At 58.9% G+C, this 17,058-nt stretch carries 17 protein-coding genes; 9 read left to right on the forward strand and 8 right to left on the reverse strand.

All coding sequences use genetic code 11. The features are described 5' to 3' along the window. The first annotated feature begins 23 nt into the window (after positions 1-23). The 5 genes from ASC96_RS19075 to ASC96_RS19095 all read left to right on the forward strand — a co-directional run bounded on the left by ASC96_RS19075 (position 24) and on the right by ASC96_RS19095 (position 5,627). Positions 24-1,517: an ATP-binding protein gene (locus ASC96_RS19075; protein WP_060504709.1), complete on the forward strand. Its 1,494-nt coding sequence runs from the start codon at positions 24-26 to the stop codon at positions 1,515-1,517. Next, positions 1,514-1,960 (forward strand): response regulator, encoded by a 447-nt coding sequence (locus ASC96_RS19080; protein ID WP_200954865.1) that lies wholly within the window; start codon positions 1,514-1,516, stop codon positions 1,958-1,960. Before ASC96_RS19075 ends, ASC96_RS19080 begins: the two co-directional genes overlap by 4 nt. Beyond that, a complete protein-coding gene (locus tag ASC96_RS19085; RefSeq protein ID WP_060504710.1) occupies positions 1,960-3,018 on the forward strand; it encodes a histidine kinase dimerization/phosphoacceptor domain -containing protein in 1,059 nt (352 codons plus the stop codon). The genes ASC96_RS19080 and ASC96_RS19085 overlap by 1 nt, the downstream gene beginning before the upstream one ends. Before the next feature lie 183 nt (positions 3,019-3,201). Next, on the forward strand, positions 3,202-4,329 hold the full coding sequence (locus ASC96_RS19090; protein ID WP_060504711.1) for an AI-2E family transporter: 1,128 nt from the start codon (positions 3,202-3,204) through the stop codon (positions 4,327-4,329). A gap of 50 nt (positions 4,330-4,379) precedes the next feature. Continuing rightward, the gene (locus ASC96_RS19095; RefSeq protein WP_060504712.1) at positions 4,380-5,627 is read left to right on the forward strand and encodes an FAD-dependent oxidoreductase; all 1,248 of its coding nucleotides are present in this window, start codon (positions 4,380-4,382) and stop codon (positions 5,625-5,627) included. A gap of 5 nt (positions 5,628-5,632) precedes the next feature. Here the strand turns inward: ASC96_RS19095 and ASC96_RS19100 are convergent, their stop codons facing one another. Further along, complete coding sequence (locus tag ASC96_RS19100; RefSeq protein WP_060504713.1) at positions 5,633-6,430, reverse strand: response regulator; 798 nt, start codon at positions 6,428-6,430, stop codon at positions 5,633-5,635. 286 nt (positions 6,431-6,716) lie between these two features. Here ASC96_RS19100 and ASC96_RS19105 point away from each other — a divergent pair, with 286 nt between their 5' ends. Beyond that, positions 6,717-6,881: a NepR family anti-sigma factor gene (locus tag ASC96_RS19105; protein WP_244482198.1), complete on the forward strand. Its 165-nt coding sequence runs from the start codon at positions 6,717-6,719 to the stop codon at positions 6,879-6,881. Between the two features lie 394 nt (positions 6,882-7,275). Here the strand turns inward: ASC96_RS19105 and ASC96_RS19110 are convergent, their stop codons facing one another. Next, a complete protein-coding gene (locus ASC96_RS19110; RefSeq protein ID WP_060504715.1) occupies positions 7,276-8,226 on the reverse strand; it encodes a LysR substrate-binding domain-containing protein in 951 nt (316 codons plus the stop codon). Positions 8,227-8,554: 328 nt separating this feature from the next. On the opposite strand from ASC96_RS19110, the gene ASC96_RS19115 reads away from it, so the two are divergent. Then, on the forward strand, positions 8,555-8,848 hold the full coding sequence (locus ASC96_RS19115) for a DUF1127 domain-containing protein (protein ID WP_060504716.1): 294 nt from the start codon (positions 8,555-8,557) through the stop codon (positions 8,846-8,848). 375 nt (positions 8,849-9,223) lie between these two features. After that, on the forward strand, positions 9,224-9,979 hold the full coding sequence (locus ASC96_RS19120; protein WP_060504717.1) for an alpha/beta fold hydrolase: 756 nt from the start codon (positions 9,224-9,226) through the stop codon (positions 9,977-9,979). A gap of 116 nt (positions 9,980-10,095) precedes the next feature. Here the strand turns inward: ASC96_RS19120 and ASC96_RS19125 are convergent, their stop codons facing one another. Continuing rightward, positions 10,096-10,935, reverse strand: a complete 840-nt coding sequence (locus ASC96_RS19125) for a DUF937 domain-containing protein (RefSeq protein WP_060504718.1) — start codon at positions 10,933-10,935, stop codon at positions 10,096-10,098. Between the two features lie 180 nt (positions 10,936-11,115). On the opposite strand from ASC96_RS19125, the gene ASC96_RS19130 reads away from it, so the two are divergent. Then, positions 11,116-11,547 (forward strand): GNAT family N-acetyltransferase, encoded by a 432-nt coding sequence (locus tag ASC96_RS19130; RefSeq protein WP_060504881.1) that lies wholly within the window; start codon positions 11,116-11,118, stop codon positions 11,545-11,547. A gap of 3 nt (positions 11,548-11,550) precedes the next feature. On the opposite strand, the gene ASC96_RS19135 is transcribed toward ASC96_RS19130, so the two are convergent. The 5 genes from ASC96_RS19135 to ASC96_RS19155 form a co-directional block, all read right to left on the reverse strand. Then, on the reverse strand, positions 11,551-12,924 hold the full coding sequence (locus ASC96_RS19135; RefSeq protein ID WP_060504719.1) for a glutamate--cysteine ligase: 1,374 nt from the start codon (positions 12,922-12,924) through the stop codon (positions 11,551-11,553). A 147-nt stretch (positions 12,925-13,071) separates the two neighbouring features. Further along, positions 13,072-13,809, reverse strand: a complete 738-nt coding sequence (locus ASC96_RS19140) for a 16S rRNA (uracil(1498)-N(3))-methyltransferase (protein WP_060504720.1) — start codon at positions 13,807-13,809, stop codon at positions 13,072-13,074. 10 nt (positions 13,810-13,819) lie between these two features. Then, the gene (locus ASC96_RS19145; protein ID WP_060504721.1) at positions 13,820-15,325 is read right to left on the reverse strand and encodes an inorganic phosphate transporter; all 1,506 of its coding nucleotides are present in this window, start codon (positions 15,323-15,325) and stop codon (positions 13,820-13,822) included. Between the two features lie 104 nt (positions 15,326-15,429). Beyond that, positions 15,430-15,936: an NUDIX hydrolase gene (locus tag ASC96_RS19150; protein ID WP_060504722.1), complete on the reverse strand. Its 507-nt coding sequence runs from the start codon at positions 15,934-15,936 to the stop codon at positions 15,430-15,432. Between the two features lie 277 nt (positions 15,937-16,213). Continuing rightward, positions 16,214-17,008, reverse strand: coding sequence for a FadR/GntR family transcriptional regulator (locus ASC96_RS19155; RefSeq protein WP_112834558.1), 795 nt, complete (start codon positions 17,006-17,008; stop codon positions 16,214-16,216). Between the last annotated feature and the right edge of the window lie 50 nt (positions 17,009-17,058).

Consider the following 17,058-nt stretch of genomic DNA (forward strand, 5'->3'; position numbering starts at 1 on the left):
AAGGGAATGTTTGGGGTTGGGGAATGGTGATCGCACGGCCGGCCTTTTCCAGAGCCGTGCCGCTCATGCTCTTAGCGGGCGCTATCTTGCTCCTCGCCGTTGTCCTCCTTTCGCTGCGTTTTGCCAATCAGACCCGTCAGAATTCCAACGATGCGCTTGATGCGTCGGGTCTGAACAATCGGGCACTGTTGCTTTTCAGCCTGATGCAGGACGCAGAAACCAGCCAGCGCGGCTATCTGATCACCGGTGAAGAAAAATATCTGGGGCCGTTCAAGCGTGCCGAGGCGCTGATCAACCTTCAATTCACGAGTATTACCGGCGACATGATGAAACTGGGCATCAGTGACGTCACGATCGACCGGTTGAAACGCCTGGTCGATGAAAAGCTGGCCGAGATGCGCCGTACCATCGCCTTGAAAACGGCGGGCAAAGACGCCGACGCCAGCGCGGTAGTCCGGAGCGACAACGGCAAGCTCGCGATGGACGAGATCCGCCAGATCATGACCAGGATCGATGCCATTACACACAATATCTCGTTCCAGAAAGGCATGTCCCTCGACAACGCGGCCCGGTGGTTGCTGATCTCTATCGCTGGCGGCGCGGTGCTGCTGATCATTCTGGTCGGCGGCGCGGTCTACCTTGCGATTGCTCATGCACGGCAACTGGAAGCCGCCAGCAACGCCCTGGCAGAGCACAATGAAATGCTCGAAGTCAGGATTGGCGAGCGCACACGCTTCCTCAAGCGCGCCAATCGTGAACTGCAAAGCTATTCCTACATTGTTGGCCACGATCTGCGGGCGCCTCTGGTCAATATCATGGGCTTCACATCCGAGCTTGAGCGGGCGGCAGGCATCTTTGCCGGTTATATGAAAAAGCCGCCCGCGGCCCGTGATGCGCTGACTGAAAAAGCTGCTCTTGAGGCCGTTGACGTCGATATTCCCGAGGCGCTTGGCTTCATCCGCTCCTCCATGCGGCGCATGGACGATCTCATCAATGAGATTTTAAGGCTCGCGCGGGCCGGAAGCCGTCAGTTGGCCGGGGAGCATCTGGACCTTGCTGAATTGCTGCCGGAAACCGTCGCCAATCTCCAGCATAGGCTTGACGAAAGCGGTGCGAGCATCGTGCTGTCACCACGCTTGCCGCATGTTGTTTCGGACCGGCTTGCCCTGCAGCAGATTTTCAGCAACCTTTTGGACAATGCGTTAAAATATGCCGATCCATCCCGAAAGGCGCTTATCCATGTGTCTGGAATGGCCATGGGCGGCAATGCGGTCATTCAGGTTAGCGACAATGGAAGAGGGATCTCGGAGCGCGATCTGGAGCGAATCTTTGAACTGTTCCGGCGCTCCGGACCGCAGGACCGGCCGGGTGAGGGAATTGGCCTTGCCCATGTCCGCGCGCTGGTTCGCCGGCTGGGAGGAGACGTCACCGTGCAGTCGGTCCTGGGAGAGGGAACGACATTCACCGTGACGTTTGCGGCCGATATCGCATCGATAAAAGACGGGGAGGAGACATGAACAACGGACTGCAACCGGTCGCCATCATCATGATCGAGGACGATCAAGGGCATGCCCGCCTGATCGAGAAGAACATCCGCCGCGCAGGCGTTACCAATGACATCATACCGTTCGGGACAGGCCTGACGGCGTTGTCCTATCTGCTAGGCCCCGACGGCAGCGGGAAAGTGCATGCCGGAAGAGCACTTCTCGTTCTTCTCGATCTAAACCTTCCGGATATGACCGGAATGGATATTCTTGCCCGGGTGCGCGACAGCGAGCACCTCAAGCGAGTGATGGTGATCGTGTTGACCACCACGGATGATCCTGTGGAAATCCACCGCTGTTATGATCTCGGTGCCAATGTCTATGTCGCCAAGCCGATGGAATACGAAAAATTCGTCAACGCCATCCAGCAACTCGGCCTGTTCCTCTCCGTCGTGACCGTGCCGGAGGTGTCGTGATGGGTGGGGACATGTCTGCCGATCATTGTGAAACAACAATCCTCTATATCGATGATGACGAGGCGCTCGGTATTTTCCTGCGCAAAAACCTCGCCCGGCAGGGCTTCAAGGTCATCAACGCCATCGACCGGAAATCCGGTCTCGCCCGGCTGGCGGAGGGCGGTATCGATGTCATCGCGCTTGATCATTATCTGCTCGGCGAAACCGGCCTGGATATTCTCCCGATTATCGCCGACATGCCAGACCATCCGCCTGTCGTCTATGTCACGGGCTCGGGAGATGCCAGCATCGCCGTGGAAGCTCTCAAGCGCGGAGCTGATGATTATGTGACGAAAAGCATCTCCACCGATTTTGTCGACCTGTTCGTCGCCGCACTCAATCAGGCACTGGAGCGGGCGCGGCTTCGCCGTGAAACGGAGGCCGCGCATGAGGCAATGCGCCAGGCGCGGGATCGCGCCGAACTGTTGCTGCGCGAGGTCAATCACCGGGTCGCCAACAGTCTGAGCCTCGTGGCCTCACTGGTACGCCTGCAGACCTCCCTGATCGCCGATCAGGCAGCGGTCAGCGCGTTGCAGGAAACCCAGATACGCATCCACGCGATCGGCAATGTGCATCGTCATCTGTACGCCAACAACCAGGTCGGCATGGTCGATCTCGATGACTACCTGAAAAGCCTGCTTGATGAATTGCAATCGTCCATGGGCGATGAGGCGCGGCCCCATGATATCGTGCTGGTATCCGATCCGCTGCAACTGACGACCGACAAGGTGATTTCCCTTGGGCTGGTGGTCAGCGAACTGGTGACCAATGCCTTCAAATACGCTTACCCAAAGGGACAGGCGGGTGAAATCCGCGTCCGGCTGTCACGCCGTGCCGGTGATATGATCGAGCTTCTTGTGGAGGATGACGGGACGGGGTTTGATCCCAATGCTCCTGTGAAGGGAACCGGGCTCGGCACGAAAATTCTCAACGCCATGGCTTCCACCATGGGTGGTGATCTCACCTACGATCGCAACTCCGCAGCCGGCACGCGTGCGTGTTTGACTTTCCCGATCTAGCTTCAGTGCCGCGATAAAGGCTGCGCGTTTGACGCCGCCGCCGCCGCGGGAACTTTTTCACAAGCAATGCGTTAACAGCCGCTACACACCGATGCTGCCTCTGCACCGGTGTTTTCCGCATATTGATCTTATCGTTCGTCCGGCAGCCTGCGTGCCGTGGCCGGGCACATGGAGAGACGCGAAATGGGTGCTGCCTTGGCGGGGAGTGGGGTTTTCAGGAAGCGAAAACTGGCGGAGCTTGAAGCGCAGGTGGCAGCGGCGGATATTCCCGAAACGTCAGCGAAAACCGGTCTTGATCTGGTGGTGGCCTGGAGCATTGTCGGCACGTTCATCATCTTCGCTTCCGGCGTCATCTACATGATGGAATCGATCCTGATGCCGGTCACGCTCGCCATCGTCGTTGGCATGGTGCTGGGCCTCGCAGCCGACCGGCTGGCACATTTCGGATTGCCACCGGCGCTCGGCGGCCTGCTGCTGGCAGCGATTTTCGTCGTCGGGCTTTTCTTCCTGATCAATGCCCTGATCGAGCCTTTGACGTCACTCGCAGGCCAGGCGCCCGGTATCCTTGAACGGGCGATCGAGCGTATCCTGCCCTATATCCAGCGGTTTGAATGGGCAAAGGTCGCGATAGCCGGAACGGACGAAAAAGCCGTGACCGATGTGGCTATTCAAAATGCAGGCACCATGCTCGGGCTGGTAGCTGCAGGCGTAACCCCGGCGTTCATCCAGACGCTGATCTTCATGGCAGCGCTCGGCCTGTTTTTGGTCGGGCGTGGGCATTTGCGCAAGACCATCATCCTTGCTTTTGCCACCCGCGACCGCCGCCTGGCCGCGATCAGGATCATGAATGCCACAGAGAACGCTGTAGGTTTCTATTTCTCGACGGCGAGCCTGATCTATCTCGTTCTCGGCACGATCACTGCCGCAATCGCCTTTGTCGGCGGCCTGACAATGGCGCCGCTCTGGGGTCTGTTCGCCTTTGTTTCCAGCTTCATTCCTTATCTCGGCGTCACGGTGATGACGGTGGCACTGCTCTGCGCCGGTCTCATGACCCATGACGCGCTGTTGCTGGCGCTGGCTCCTGCGGCAGCCTTTTTCATCCTGCATCTTGTGATGGAAAATCTAGTGACACCCGCCATTCTTGGTCATCGGCTGGAGATCAACCCGTTCCTGATCTTCCTTGCGATCATCTTTTGGACGTGGATGTGGGGTGCGGTCGGAGCCATGCTGGCCATGCCGCTGTCGCTGATCGCCATGACCATCTTCAACGAGGTCCGCACCCAGCCGCCGGAACGGCAACTACCGGGCTGATCAGGCATACCCCAAGATCGTTCCGGCCTACGCCAACCGAAGGCAAATTCATGCCCCCAATGCTCGATTCCTCCGATACCGTGCAGGCCGATCTCCATGGTGGCCGCGCACCCTGGGGAAGGGGTTTTCGCCCGCCCGGCAAGCCCCCTCTCTCGCAAAGCATGAAGACGGACGTGCTCGTCGTTGGCGGCGGCATCACCGGATCGCTTGCCGCACAACATCTGGCAGCCCACGGAGTGGATGTGACGGTCGTCGATCGCGAGCAGCCCGGGCTTGGTAGCACCGCCGCCAGTACGGCGATGCTACAGTGGGAGATCGACTGCACATTGGGGGAACTGACGGGATTCTATGGTTTTGACCGGGCCGCCCAGCTTTACCGGCGAAGTGTCGCAGCTGTACAGGGGCTTGCCGGTCTGGTGGGTGGGCTGGGCTTTGATTGCAGCTTCCGGCCGCGTTCGACCCTCTACATTTCAGCGGCAGAGGCTGGTCCTTCCGTTCTGCGCGACGAATATGTGCTGCGTGAGCGCGCCGGTCTGCCCGGACTGCTGCTCGATCACAAAGACCTTTTATCCCGCTTCGGCATCGACCGGGCGGCGGCTATCCTCTCGCCCGGCTCTGCCGATGCCGACCCGCTTCTCCTGTCCTGGGGGCTGTTGCGTGATGCGCAGGGGCGTGGTGCGCGGCTGGTTGATGCGATGGTGACGGCTTACCATGATGCGCCGGGGGCTGTGACTGTCGAGACTGATGGCCCGTTCGTCATAGAGGCGCGTCACGTCGTTCTGGCAACGGGATATGTCATGCCGGATTTTGTCCGCAGTGAAATCCATCGGACAGCATCGAGCTGGGCGATTGCGACGGTGCCGCAAGCGGCCGGTACGCTCTGGCCCGGTGGCGAGCTGATCTGGGAAGCCTCACAGACCTACAATTATGCCCGCACCACGGTCGATGGACGGATCATTATCGGTGGAGGGGACGACAATACGGTCGATCCCGTCGCGCGCGACAAAAAAATGACGGAGAAATCGGAAAAGTTGGCCAGCGACCTCGTCAAGCTATGGCCTGCCGCCAACCCCGCCATTGATTTTTCATGGTCCGGTGCATTTGGTGAAACCGATGACGGTCTTCCGCTGATCGGCGCAGTTCCCGGAATGCCGCGCATTCTTGCCGCCTATGGTTATGGCGGCAATGGTATCACCTTCAGCTTCACGGCATCGCGCATTCTGGCTGAACTTTGCGCCGGCCGCCGGGAAGGCTGGTTCGACGCGTTTGCCATCGATCGGCCTTCACCAGCGGGATAGAGAGGTCAGCCTTTGTAGGCGCGGGCGTTCTCGTCGAAGAACAGTGCCTGGCTGATCAGCGCCTTGACCATTTCCGGATTGAACGGCTTTGTCACCAGAAAGGCCGGCTCTGGCTTGGTTCCCGTCAACAGGCGTTCCGGGAAGGCGGTGATGAAAATCACCGGAACCGTCGCGCTCTTCAGGATTTCGTTGACGGCGTCGATGCCTGAGCTGCCGTCGGCAAGCTGGATGTCGGCGAGGATCATCTTCGGAGCCGTTTTTTCAAACAGTGTGATTGCTTCGCCGTAGGTTCTTGCGACGCCTGAGACCGTGTGACCCAGACTGCTCACCATGTCTTCGATATCCATGGCGATCAGCGGTTCGTCTTCGATAATCAGGATTTCGGTGGCAACCTGCCGGGAAATATCCTCGGATGCCTCGCGCAGCAGGCTGGCCGCTTCTGCGTCGGTAACGCCGAGAATCTCGGCCATCTCATCCGGCGAGAAACCCTCGACGGAGACCAGTAGGAAGGCTTTGCGAGCAGCCGGTGAAATCACCGAAAGATTTGCTGCCGCGCGTGCCTCCCAACCGAAAGGTGAAGCTGCTTCGGGCACGTTGATAACCAGCGTATCGAACACGGAGCAGAACAGCTTGAACAGGTTGACCCGGTCGTTGGAGCCCTGCGGGAAAAGCGTGATGTCCGCGATCAATGCCTCCAGGACGGCGGCGACATATGCGTCGCCCGAGGCCTGAGACCCCGTCACGGCGCGGGAGAAACGGCGCAGATAGGGAAGATGGGCTGCGATCCGCATGGAAAGTGACATTTATGACTTCCTTCAGTATGATGGCACCGAATTTTACCGGTGCCGACGCTATCGCGTTACGAACCATGGCATTGGTTTGAACATGTTTTATAGTTTAAGGGAAGTTTTCCCACTGAATGAATTGTGTGCCGGCTTCAACAGGGCCGGCTGAAAGTTCGGAATATAGCAACGTTTTTAATGTACCAAAAAGGACGCATATAAGCGTCGCTGCGGGGCGATTGCCGGCGCGGGCTCAGGAGTGAAACTGTCCATGGTCGACCTACCGGAAAATCAGCGGCGTGCCGCTATGGGCGGGAGAGCGGGTGCCCGCGCCACCGATCCCAACGGACAAATCGCCTCCAAGCTGAAAGCTCTCTATAGCGCCATCGAACAGGAACCCATTCCGGATACGTTTCTCGATCTCCTGGAAAAACTCGACCAGGCAGAGCGGCTGGGCAAAACACCGGGCTGACCGACTGTACCCTCAGCTTCCGCGACTTTCCAGACGCAGAAAATGTCATGTCCGAACCATAAACCCCAGCCAGGACCAGTGGGTGTCAGCGGCCTTCTGGGCTCTGAAAGGCCTCGGTTTTGGAGTTTTGAGGCCTGAAAAACCCTTTTTGCCGTTAATCAGCCCCTAATTTGATAGGGGATTTCACCAAAAATGGTCCATTTCGACCCCTTGGGCATATATTCAAAATGGCGTATAAAAATTCGGCAGAACTTTTTGGGGCTGCGGATAACCTAATTATATTACAGTCGACTTTTAGGCCGCGCTTGATGGCCGAGTATGCATATTAGCAAATACAAGAGGGCCGCGCCTCCGAAAGGAGCACGGCCTTTTTGCTGGTTTGCAGCTGTGGATTTTACCAGCCAGGCAGCATGTGGCTCTGGCGCAGCCGCGGGTAACGCGGAAAGTTCTTCATGTCGCCATCAAGATCATCGGTGCTGGTCGTCGGTGTGATATTGTCGAGACAGGCGGTGATGTGATTAGTGATCGCATTCGACAGCGATGGCGATAGCCCCGGCCGCTTCATGATGCCGATCTGCACCGGAGCCAGTGCCGGAAAGCCATCCGCCTGGGTCAGAACCTTCATGCCGGTGCGAAGCGCTGATTCAGGCAGAACCGAAACCGCCATGCCGGCCAGCACCGCAGCGGCCACCACCGTCGAAGACCAGCTCGTAAACAGGATATTGTATTCCTTGCCGGTGGCATCGAGCGCCGAGCAGGCCGCCTGGCGCCACGCGCAGTCGCGTTTGCCGACCGCGAGCGGTACCGGCGCATTCTCCGGCAGCGGATGGTTGATCGAACTGACCCAGCAAAGCGGCTCGGTGCGCACCACGTCGGAGGCGCGGGCGCGGGGATTGTGTGTCACGAGCGCGATGTCGAGTTCGCCCTTGGCCATCTTCTCGGCAAGGTCGACCGAGGGCTCGCAGACGATGTTGAGCTCCACATTCGGATGGGTCTTGGCAAAGCGGACGATGATTTCCGGCATGTACCGGTCGGCATAGTCGTCGGGCGTGCCGATCCTCAGCGTGCCCTCCAGCCGGTTGTCGTCGAAGGAAGCGATCGCCTCGTTGTTGAGGCGGATCATCCGGCGGGCGAAATTGAGCAGCCGGTCGCCTTCCGTCGTCAGACGGTTGCCGCGGCCATCCTTGGCAAACAGTTGCTTGCCGATGCGCTCTTCCAGACGGCGCATCTGCATCGAGACGGCTGACTGGGTCTTGAAGACACGATCGGCGGCCTTGGTGAAGCTGCCAGTGTCGGCGATGGCAACGAAGGTCTGCAATTGATCGATATCGAGCGGTGCGGACATGGTCCTGGTCCTCAAAAAGAGCACACATAAAATTGTTTGATGAATACCATTAGAAACATTCGTTGGACTGATCAATAAGGATTTGCGAATTTGGCCGGGCAAATAGCATCCTGAACCATCCCGGCGAGCCTCCCAAAAAAGCCGGTCCACCATCATAGTTTCGGCCCAAACCCTGCGCTGACCTCCCTGCAGGGGAGGGGCCGCCCTTGCATAATTTCCCAGATCGAAATCGATCTGGGAGAAAATTATGCAAAATCTTGAATGACAGCGACCTTTGCACGTCTGAAAGACGTGCGGCGCTGGCGTGCCTGCGAAAAGGAGCAGTACAATGCGCACGACCGACCACGCACTTGACCTCACCCTAGCCGGGAAGCTGTCCGCGACATCCCGCCAGACGGGACTGACGGGCGTGCTGGTGTCGGTATGGCGCCAGCTGCGAAACCGCAATGCCATCGGCCGCCTGCAGGATCTCGATGATCATCAGCTGCTCGACATGGGGCTTTGCCGCCATGAAGTGCGCGAGGCGATGACCTCGCCGTTCTTCGACGATCCGGGCCGCCATCTGACACAGGCGTCCCGCGACCGGGCGAACACGTTTTACCGGAAGGCGCGCCTCGACTGAGGCGTGCGTTCACGACGCGGGACCGAAGGCCGGATGGTCCCGCACGATGATGAGTTTTGTTGCGTGCCTCAGACGTTCCAAAAAACGTTCCACGCAACAGGGACGCGCAGCCGCCTCTGCGCGTTACCGTTCCCCGCAGGGTTAGAGCCAATTGCCCTGCTGCTTGCCCGGTGCCCGGTCCCCAAGACCAGTACCGGGCTTTTTCTTTTTTGGGGGGCGATGAAACGAAACCGTGACTTTGGCAAAAGACCAGAGTTGGGCGGTCGGCGGCTTTTCCTGATCTGGGGTGATTACGGCTGCACTGCGCCAACAGTGGTCGTTGACAGTAGGCCTTGCCGCCGTATTCTCGCCAGAAGATGTAACGGGATGACTACCATGTCTGAGGTCACAGAACACACCATTGATCGAGGCAATGGCGCTCGTGTTCAGTTATTCCAGACGCGTGCTTCAGATCGACGGAGCGGAGCGATATTGTTCGTTCACGGCAATCAGGGAGGACTTCTTCTAGGTGGGAAGGAGGCGGTCGATGATGGATCGCTTGTCCGGTTTTCCTCTCGCCTCGGCGTAACAGCGGCCGCCGTATCGCAGCCCGGCTTCGGCGGATCGGACGGTCCGCCGGATTTCTGTGGACCGTCTACTCAACAAACGATTATTGCGGCGTTGGATTTCCTCAAGCAGCAGCCGTCCGTCGATCCAGAGCGTATCGTCCTATATGGAAATAGCCGTGGGGCTGTGGCCTCCGCCATGGCGGCCACTAAGGTGCCTGATCTTAGAGCAATCATCTTGACAGGGGGCGTCTATGATTTGAGAGACGCATACAGGAACAGTTCGCGAGGCTTGCAACAGGCCATCCAGAACGAAGCTGGTCTCTCAGACGAGGCCTTTCTGGAGCGTTCCGCACTCTATTATGCTGATAGCATCCGATCAGAAACCCTACTTCTTCACGGCAAATATGATGATCGTGCATCGATCGATCAGGCTGAACGATTTTCCGAGGCTCTTGCACGTGCAGGGGTTCCTGTAAGGTTCCAAGCACTTGACGGCGGCCATCGCCTTCCCCGCGAGCAGGTCACTCCCATTCTCCGAGATTTCCTTACCCGTGTATTCGCGCCCGTGGCGCCCGTCCATTGATCGTCGTCCGCTTCGGGCCGAAAGCCGCCGTGACCGCGGATCAATTACTGGTCAACCCTCGGATCGCCTCTTGGCCACAAACCGGGCCGAACGCCCACAATCAGGGTAACCGCCGGTCAGGCGCTGCCATTCTTTCGATACGTCTCGAACAGCCCGTCGATGCTCTTCTGGTATTCCTTCTGCGCCTCAAGCCCGCTGTCGAACATGCTGTTGAACATCTCGGAAAAGGGGGCCATCGGATTGGCGTCTGCTGGCTTCTTTTCCTGCTCCGGCGCGGCTGTTGTCTGCGGCTTACCGCTCATCATGTCCTGAAATGCTTTCATGAACGGATTGGCGGCGAACATGTCGGGGGCGGATTTTGGCTTTTCCTCCGGCTTTCCCATGCCGAAGAAACCCTGCATCGCCTGGGTGAAGGGGTTGTCGAATGGATTGGGTGCGGGGTCCGGCTTTTTGGCAAAACCGGAGGCTTCGAGCCACGGTTTCATCATCGCTTCCATCGGCGTATTGGCGAACGGGTTTTGCGCCCCGCCCATCTGCCCCGATGCTTGCTTGAACAATCCGCCCATGATGGCGCTCGCCATGACCGGCAGCATCTGCTTGTAGATTTCCTGGCCGATGCCGGTCATCTGTGCGGCTTGCGCAGAGACAGCCTGCAGCATGTCCTTGGAGCCGAAAAGCTGGTTGAGAATGGTATTGCCGTCAGCTAGCCCCTGCGGGGTGAAGGCCTTGTTCATGTCCTCGAAATACTGGGCATAGTTGCCGCTCGACATCGCGGTAAGGAAGGCCCCGAAATCATAGGGATTGGCGGTGTTGCGCTTGAGCGCCGTGGAAAAGGCAGGCATCAAGGCGGCCGTCGCCTTGGCCATTTGTTCCTGGGCGAGGCCGAACTGCTTGGCCATCACATCCATGGCGTTGCCGTTCTGCGCCTGCATCATCATGTCAAACAGCGGGATCATCTTTTATCCTCTCCAGCAGGCAGCGCATCGCATGTGTTTGCACTATAACGGGAAAAGGCCACGAGAACACCGATTTTTGTTAGCCGGGACAAGCCCGTCCATGTCGGGAGAATTTCACGCTCCACAACGTTGAGGTGTTCACTTATTCTCCGGTTCGTTGAAGCTATGAGCGGAATCCGCATGAAACGCCCCGTCATCGAAGTCATTTCGGAAAACGCCAGTGAGCAGGATATTGCGCCGGTCATCGCTGTGCTCGATCAGCATGCAGCGCTGCATATGGGGGAAGTCGAGGAAAAGCCGGATTTTGCCATTCTCGCGCGCGATCCGGACACGCAGGCGGTTGTCGGCGGACTCTACGGAATGGACAGCTTCGGCTGGGCCTTCGTCAAGTATCTTGCCGTTGTCGATGAATATCGCGGGCAGGGCCTCGGCTCACGCCTGCTTGCTGAGGCGGAAGCGATAGCGCGGACGCGCGGCTATGTCGGTGTCTGGCTGGACACGTTCGAGTTCCAGGCAAAACCATTCTATGAAAAGCTCGGCTACACCGTGTTCGGCGAACTCGAAGGTGCGCCGAACGTCATTCCACAGTATTTCCTCAAGAAACGTTTCTGAGGCTTAATACTGGTAGTCGGTAAAGACCGGTTCGACCGAACCGTTCCAGCGTCCCTTGTAGAGCGCCAGCAGATCCTCGGCGAGCGTCGCCTTCTTGGCCAGAACTTCGTCAAGCGGAGCAAGGAAGATGCTCTCGTCAACGTCGTCACCATTCAGCCGGTTGCGGTTCTTCAGACCAAGGCGCGAAATCGCCAGGACCTCGCGGGCGACGTCGAACAATGACGTGCCGCGATGAGTGGCCGAAAGGCCTTCCGCGGGAACCGCATTGCGCATGGCAAGCGTGTCTTCGTAGGTCCAGTTGCGGGTCAAGTCCTCGGCGGCGTCTAGGGCTGCATCATCATAGAGCAGGCCAACCCAGAAGGCCGGCAGCGCGCAGATGCGGCGCCACGGACCACCGTCTGCACCGCGCATTTCAAGGAAGCGCTTCAGGCGAACATCGGGGAACAGCGTCGAGAGATGGTTCGTCCAGTCGCCCATGTTGGGCTCCCAGTCGGCAAGCTCGCCTTTCAACGCGCCCTTCATGAACTGGCGGAAGGTGATATGCGTGCAGTCGTGATACCTGCCGTCGCGCACGACGAAATACATCGGTACGTCGAGCGCCCATGTGACGTAATCCTCAAAGCCGAAATCGGCATTAAAGACTGCGGGCAGCACGCCGGCCCGCTGATTGTCGGTATCGCGCCAGATATCGCCGCGCCAGGAGAGCAGGCCGTTCGGCTTGCCATCGGTAAACGGCGAGCTGGCAAACAGCGCCGTCGACAGCGGCTGCAGCTTCAGCGACACCTGCATCTTGCGGCGCATGTCCTCTTCGGACGAAAAGTCGAGGTTCACCTGGATCGTGCAGGTGCGATACATCATGTCGAGGCCCTGCGTACCGACCTTCGGCATGTAGCGGCTCATGATGTCGTAGCGGGATTTCGGCATGCGCGGGGTTTCGGCGAGCGTCCATTTCGGCGAACCGCCGATACCGAGGAAACGGATGCCGAGCGGCTCGGCAATTTCGCGCAGGACGGCGAGGTGCCGGTTGGATTCCTTGCAGGTTTGGTGCAGGTTTTCGAGCGGTGCGCCGGAAAGCTCGAACTGGCCGCCGGGCTCCAGCGAAATCGCGCCCTGGCCGGACTGTTCGGCAAGGCCGATAATGTTTCCGGCGTCGATGATCGGCTCCCAACCGGTCTTTTCCGCCATGCCGTTCAGGAGAGCCGAGATGCTGGCTTCGCCGAAATAGGGAACCGGGCTGTTGTCCGCCTTGAAGAAGGCAAACTTCTCATGCTCCGTGCCGATGCGGAATTTATCCTTCGGCTTGTTACCCTCTGCCAAATATTCGGTCAGGTCTGCAAGCGAGGTAACCGGCGTCTGGTCGGTGGTATCTCTGGCCATGGGCGTCTTCTTTTGAACGGGCGGAACCTGCCGGACGGCAGATATTAGGAAGGGTGATTGAACCGGTTTCACATGTGGTGCAAGTGAAATTCTTTCAAGGGCGGTTCAAATTTTCAACACCTCAATGGGACTTGAAATTCTAATGTCTTAATGCCAGTCGCCAATCGATGCCTGGATCACGGCCATCGCTGCCACTGCTGCCGTATCTGCCCGCAGAATCCGCGGCCCAAGTGGGATGGCGGTCACAAAATCGAGACTGCGCAGCAAAGACCGTTCACTATCGGAAAAGCCACCCTCTGGACCGATCAGCAGCGCCAGTTTGCGTTCTTTCACCGCCGCAAGGACCGGCAGCGGGTTTTGCCCGGCATCGCCTTCATCGCAAAAGATGATCCGGCGATCCTTAGGCCAGCCGTTGAGAATGTCTTCCAGCTTGCGCGGCTCCGTGACCTGCGGAATGCCCAGAACGCCGCATTGCTCCGCGGCCTCAATGACATTGGCCCGGACCCGGTCGAGATTGCTGATCTTGCCCTGCACATGCTGGGTCATCACCGGCTGAAGCAGGCCGGCACCCATCTCGACAGCCTTCTGCACGAGATAATCGAGCCTGCCGACCTTCAGCGGGGCGAACAGGTAGTGCAGGTCGCAGGGTGCCGGTTGCGGCCGGGCCTGCTCCGTCGCCGTCAGGAACAGGCGCTTCTTGGTCGGGAAGGACAGTTCCGCCTGCCATTCGCCATCCTGTCCGTTGAAGACGAGCACGGCGTCGCCGGCTTCGAAGCGCAGCACGTTGACGAGGTAGTTGAACTGCTCCCGCGTCGCCTCATAGATCGTACCTTTTGCCAGCGGCACATCGATGAAGAGCCGCTGCATGCGGAAATTGGCGCGCATAGATCAGTCCTTAGATGAAGAGTGCTGCGAAGACCAGGTAGACCGCCGCCGACAACAGCGCTGAAATCGGAACGGTGATAACCCAGGCAGCAACGATTGTCATGAAATGCGAGCGCCGCACCAGACGGCGGCGGTGTGATTCCTCCGGACTGTGCTGAACGCGGCGCTCGAAGTCCAGTTGCCCGGTTTTCCGCCGCACATATTCCAGCCGCCGTTTCGAGTTGCGGGTGTACCATTCGCGGAAAAAGCCGATGCCGAAGACGGCGCCGACGGCGGTATGCGTGGTCGAGACGGGCAGCCCGAGCGATGTGGCGATGATCACGGTGATCGCCGTTGCCAGTGCCACACAATAGGCACGCATCGGATTGAGCTTGGTGATCTCCTCACCGACGACGCGGATCAGTTTCGGACCAAACAGCAAAAGGCCGCAGGAAATGCCGAAGGCACCGATTAGCATAACCCAGAGCGGCACATAGGTGGTCTGGGCGATGGCAAGCCCATTGACGTTGGCGACGATTGCCGCCAGCGGACCGACGGCGTTGGAGACGTCGTTGGCGCCGTGCGCAAACGAGAGGAGCGCCGCCGACAGGATGAGCGGCATCCGGAACAGCTTGCGCAGCGACTGGTTGCGATTGTCGAACCCACGGGCCTGGCGGGCGATCCAGGGCCTGCTGACAATTACAGTCATGACGGCCACTGCGAGGCCAGCCCAAAGGCCGGTCATCATCGAAAGATGCGCCACTTTCTCGATGCCGATCACGGTAAAATAGGTGGCGAAGGCTCCCATCATCAGGGCGAGCAGGAGGGGTGTCCAGAAGACTGCCGCGTCGATCTTGTCTTCGCGGTAGATGATGAAGGTCTTGATGAAGGCCAGAAGCAGGGCTGCGATGCCGCCGCCGAGGATCGGCGAAATCGTCCAGCTTGCCGTTATTCCCGCAAGCGATATCCAGTGGATCGAGGAAAAACCCGCAGCCGCAACGCCTGATCCGAGAATACTGCCGACGATCGAGTGGGTGGTTGAAATCGGTGCGCCGGACCATGTTGCAATGTTGATCCATGCCGCAGCCGAAACCAGCGCCGCCATCATCACCCAGACAAAGGTCTCTCCCGACGGCATCTGGGACGCATCGACAATGCCGGCCTCGATCGTCGAAACAACGCGTCCACCGGCAAACACGGCGCCGGCGACCTCGAAGATGGCGGCAATGATCAGCGCGGTCGTCATGGTGATCGCTTTGGATCCCACCGCGGCGCCGACATTGTTGGTCACGTCATTGGCGCCGATGTTCATCGCCATATATCCGGCGACCGCAGCGGCGGCCAGAATGATCAGATATTTGGGCTCTTCGGAAACATAGGCGGCAGCGAAGATCACGCTGATCAGCATGAACAGCAGCCCGAGGCCGAGGCCAGCCCAAGGTCGCAGCACATGATGCGTTGCTTCCTCTGTCAGGGTCACTCTGTCCAGGTATTTGTCGAGGGTTGGCTTTTCGAGGCTCGGGCGCGGTTTTGTCACCGTCTGTTCTCCAATTCAGGCTGCCTGCCCGAAATTCGGGTAGGCACTGTCCGGCGCAGCAGGATCGGGGATGCCTCGCGTCGTTCTTCCATTGACTTCAGCGTTTATCGGGTCACTGCCTCTTGAGCCGGGTTCATCGTGGCAAGCAGGCGCTGCTCGAAACCGAGGATCAGGTCCTTGAGCATCGGCTCGGCGACGCGGTTGGCGCCTTCCGCGAAGCTGACCCATTCCATTTTCCGGCTGCCTTTTTCCGGAAAGCTCTTGAGCATGTCCAGAACGACCAGTGGATAGACCTGAACCATGCACTGAACCTTCAGCCCCTGATCCATGCCCTTGTCGTACATGTAAAAGCCGATCCGTTCCGCGCCGGTCTCGCCTTTGACGCCAGCTTCTTCATACGCCTCGCGTTCGGCAGCCTGATGACACATCTTGCCTTCCATCGGCCAGCCCTTGGGAATGACCCAGCGGCCGGTATCGCGGCTGGTGATCAAAAGCATCTCTGGCGCCGCGCTCTTCTTCTTGAACCGGTAGCACAGTGCAGCACACTGCATTCGCACCGGACGGCGGAACATCAGGCGTACATCAGTGACAATGCGATTCAGAATATTCAACGTGGGGGCATCCTTTCAAACAAACGAATCAATTTAGTCTGCAATATCGTTTCAATATGCTCCCTTTCAGCAGCCTGTAAACGCGCAGATTTGGTGAAGCACATATAGTTATCGCGGCGCTCCGTATGAAGGGCGTGGCAACGCGAAAGACGGGCAATTTAGTGTGATTGCGCCAGCAAAATGTGCCGATAGCGGCCTTATAGAGCATGTTTGCGGCATTGGCGAGACGCGCACCGTAATTTGCCGGTGCGTGTCTTCTGTGTTGCGGATGTAACGATCAGGCCCCGGTGAGGCGGTCGCGTTGCTGCATTCTCAGCTGCGAGATACGCGCCCATTCGCCGGAGCGCTCGGCATCCCGTGTGGCGGTGATGATGAAGTCGATATGGGCCTGAGCGGCTTCACGCGCCTGTGCCGGATTGCCGGCGATGATCGCCTCGTAGATTGCCTCATGCTGGGCAAGCAGCATGTCGCCGGCACCGGGGGCGGCAAACAGCACCTCTCGGCTGAAGAAGATGCCGCCGCTCAAAAGCCGGTAGCAGGCGCGCAACGTATGCAACAGGATGATGTTGTGGGCGCATTCGCCGATGGCGCTGTGCAACTCGACATCGGTCCTTAACCCGCCCTCCGCCGAGCCGGACAGATGCGCCGCCCGCATCTCTTCCATGATCCGGGTCAGCATGTCCCGGTCGAAGCGGGTGGCGCGGCGTGCGGCGAGTTCCGCCGTCATGCCTTCCAGTTCGCGGCGATATTCGAGATAATCCTGCGTCGCCTTCTGGTGGCGGGAGATCAGGTCAATCACAGGTTTGGAAAACACCTGGCCGATGACGTCGGCAACGAACGTGCCGCCGCCATGATGACTGATCAGCAACCCGCGCGCCTCCAGTTCCTTCAGGGCCTCGCGCAGGATCGGCCGCGAAACGTCAAAGCGGCGCGAAAGGTCCCGTTCGCTCGGCAGGCGCTCGCTGTCGCGCAGCACGCCTTCAAGGATCAGAAGTTCGATTTGCTGGATGATTTCGCCGGAGGTCCGGCTATGCGGGATGCGGGCAAAAGCATCGATGGTGTCGTCGGTCACGGCGGCTCTCCTCGATGCCAACTTAGTCACCGGCTCGAAAGTGGTCAATT

The sequence above is a fragment of the Rhizobium sp. Root1204 genome, assembly GCF_001424965.1.
In the GTDB taxonomy this organism is placed as follows: Bacteria; Pseudomonadota; Alphaproteobacteria; order Rhizobiales; family Rhizobiaceae; genus Pararhizobium.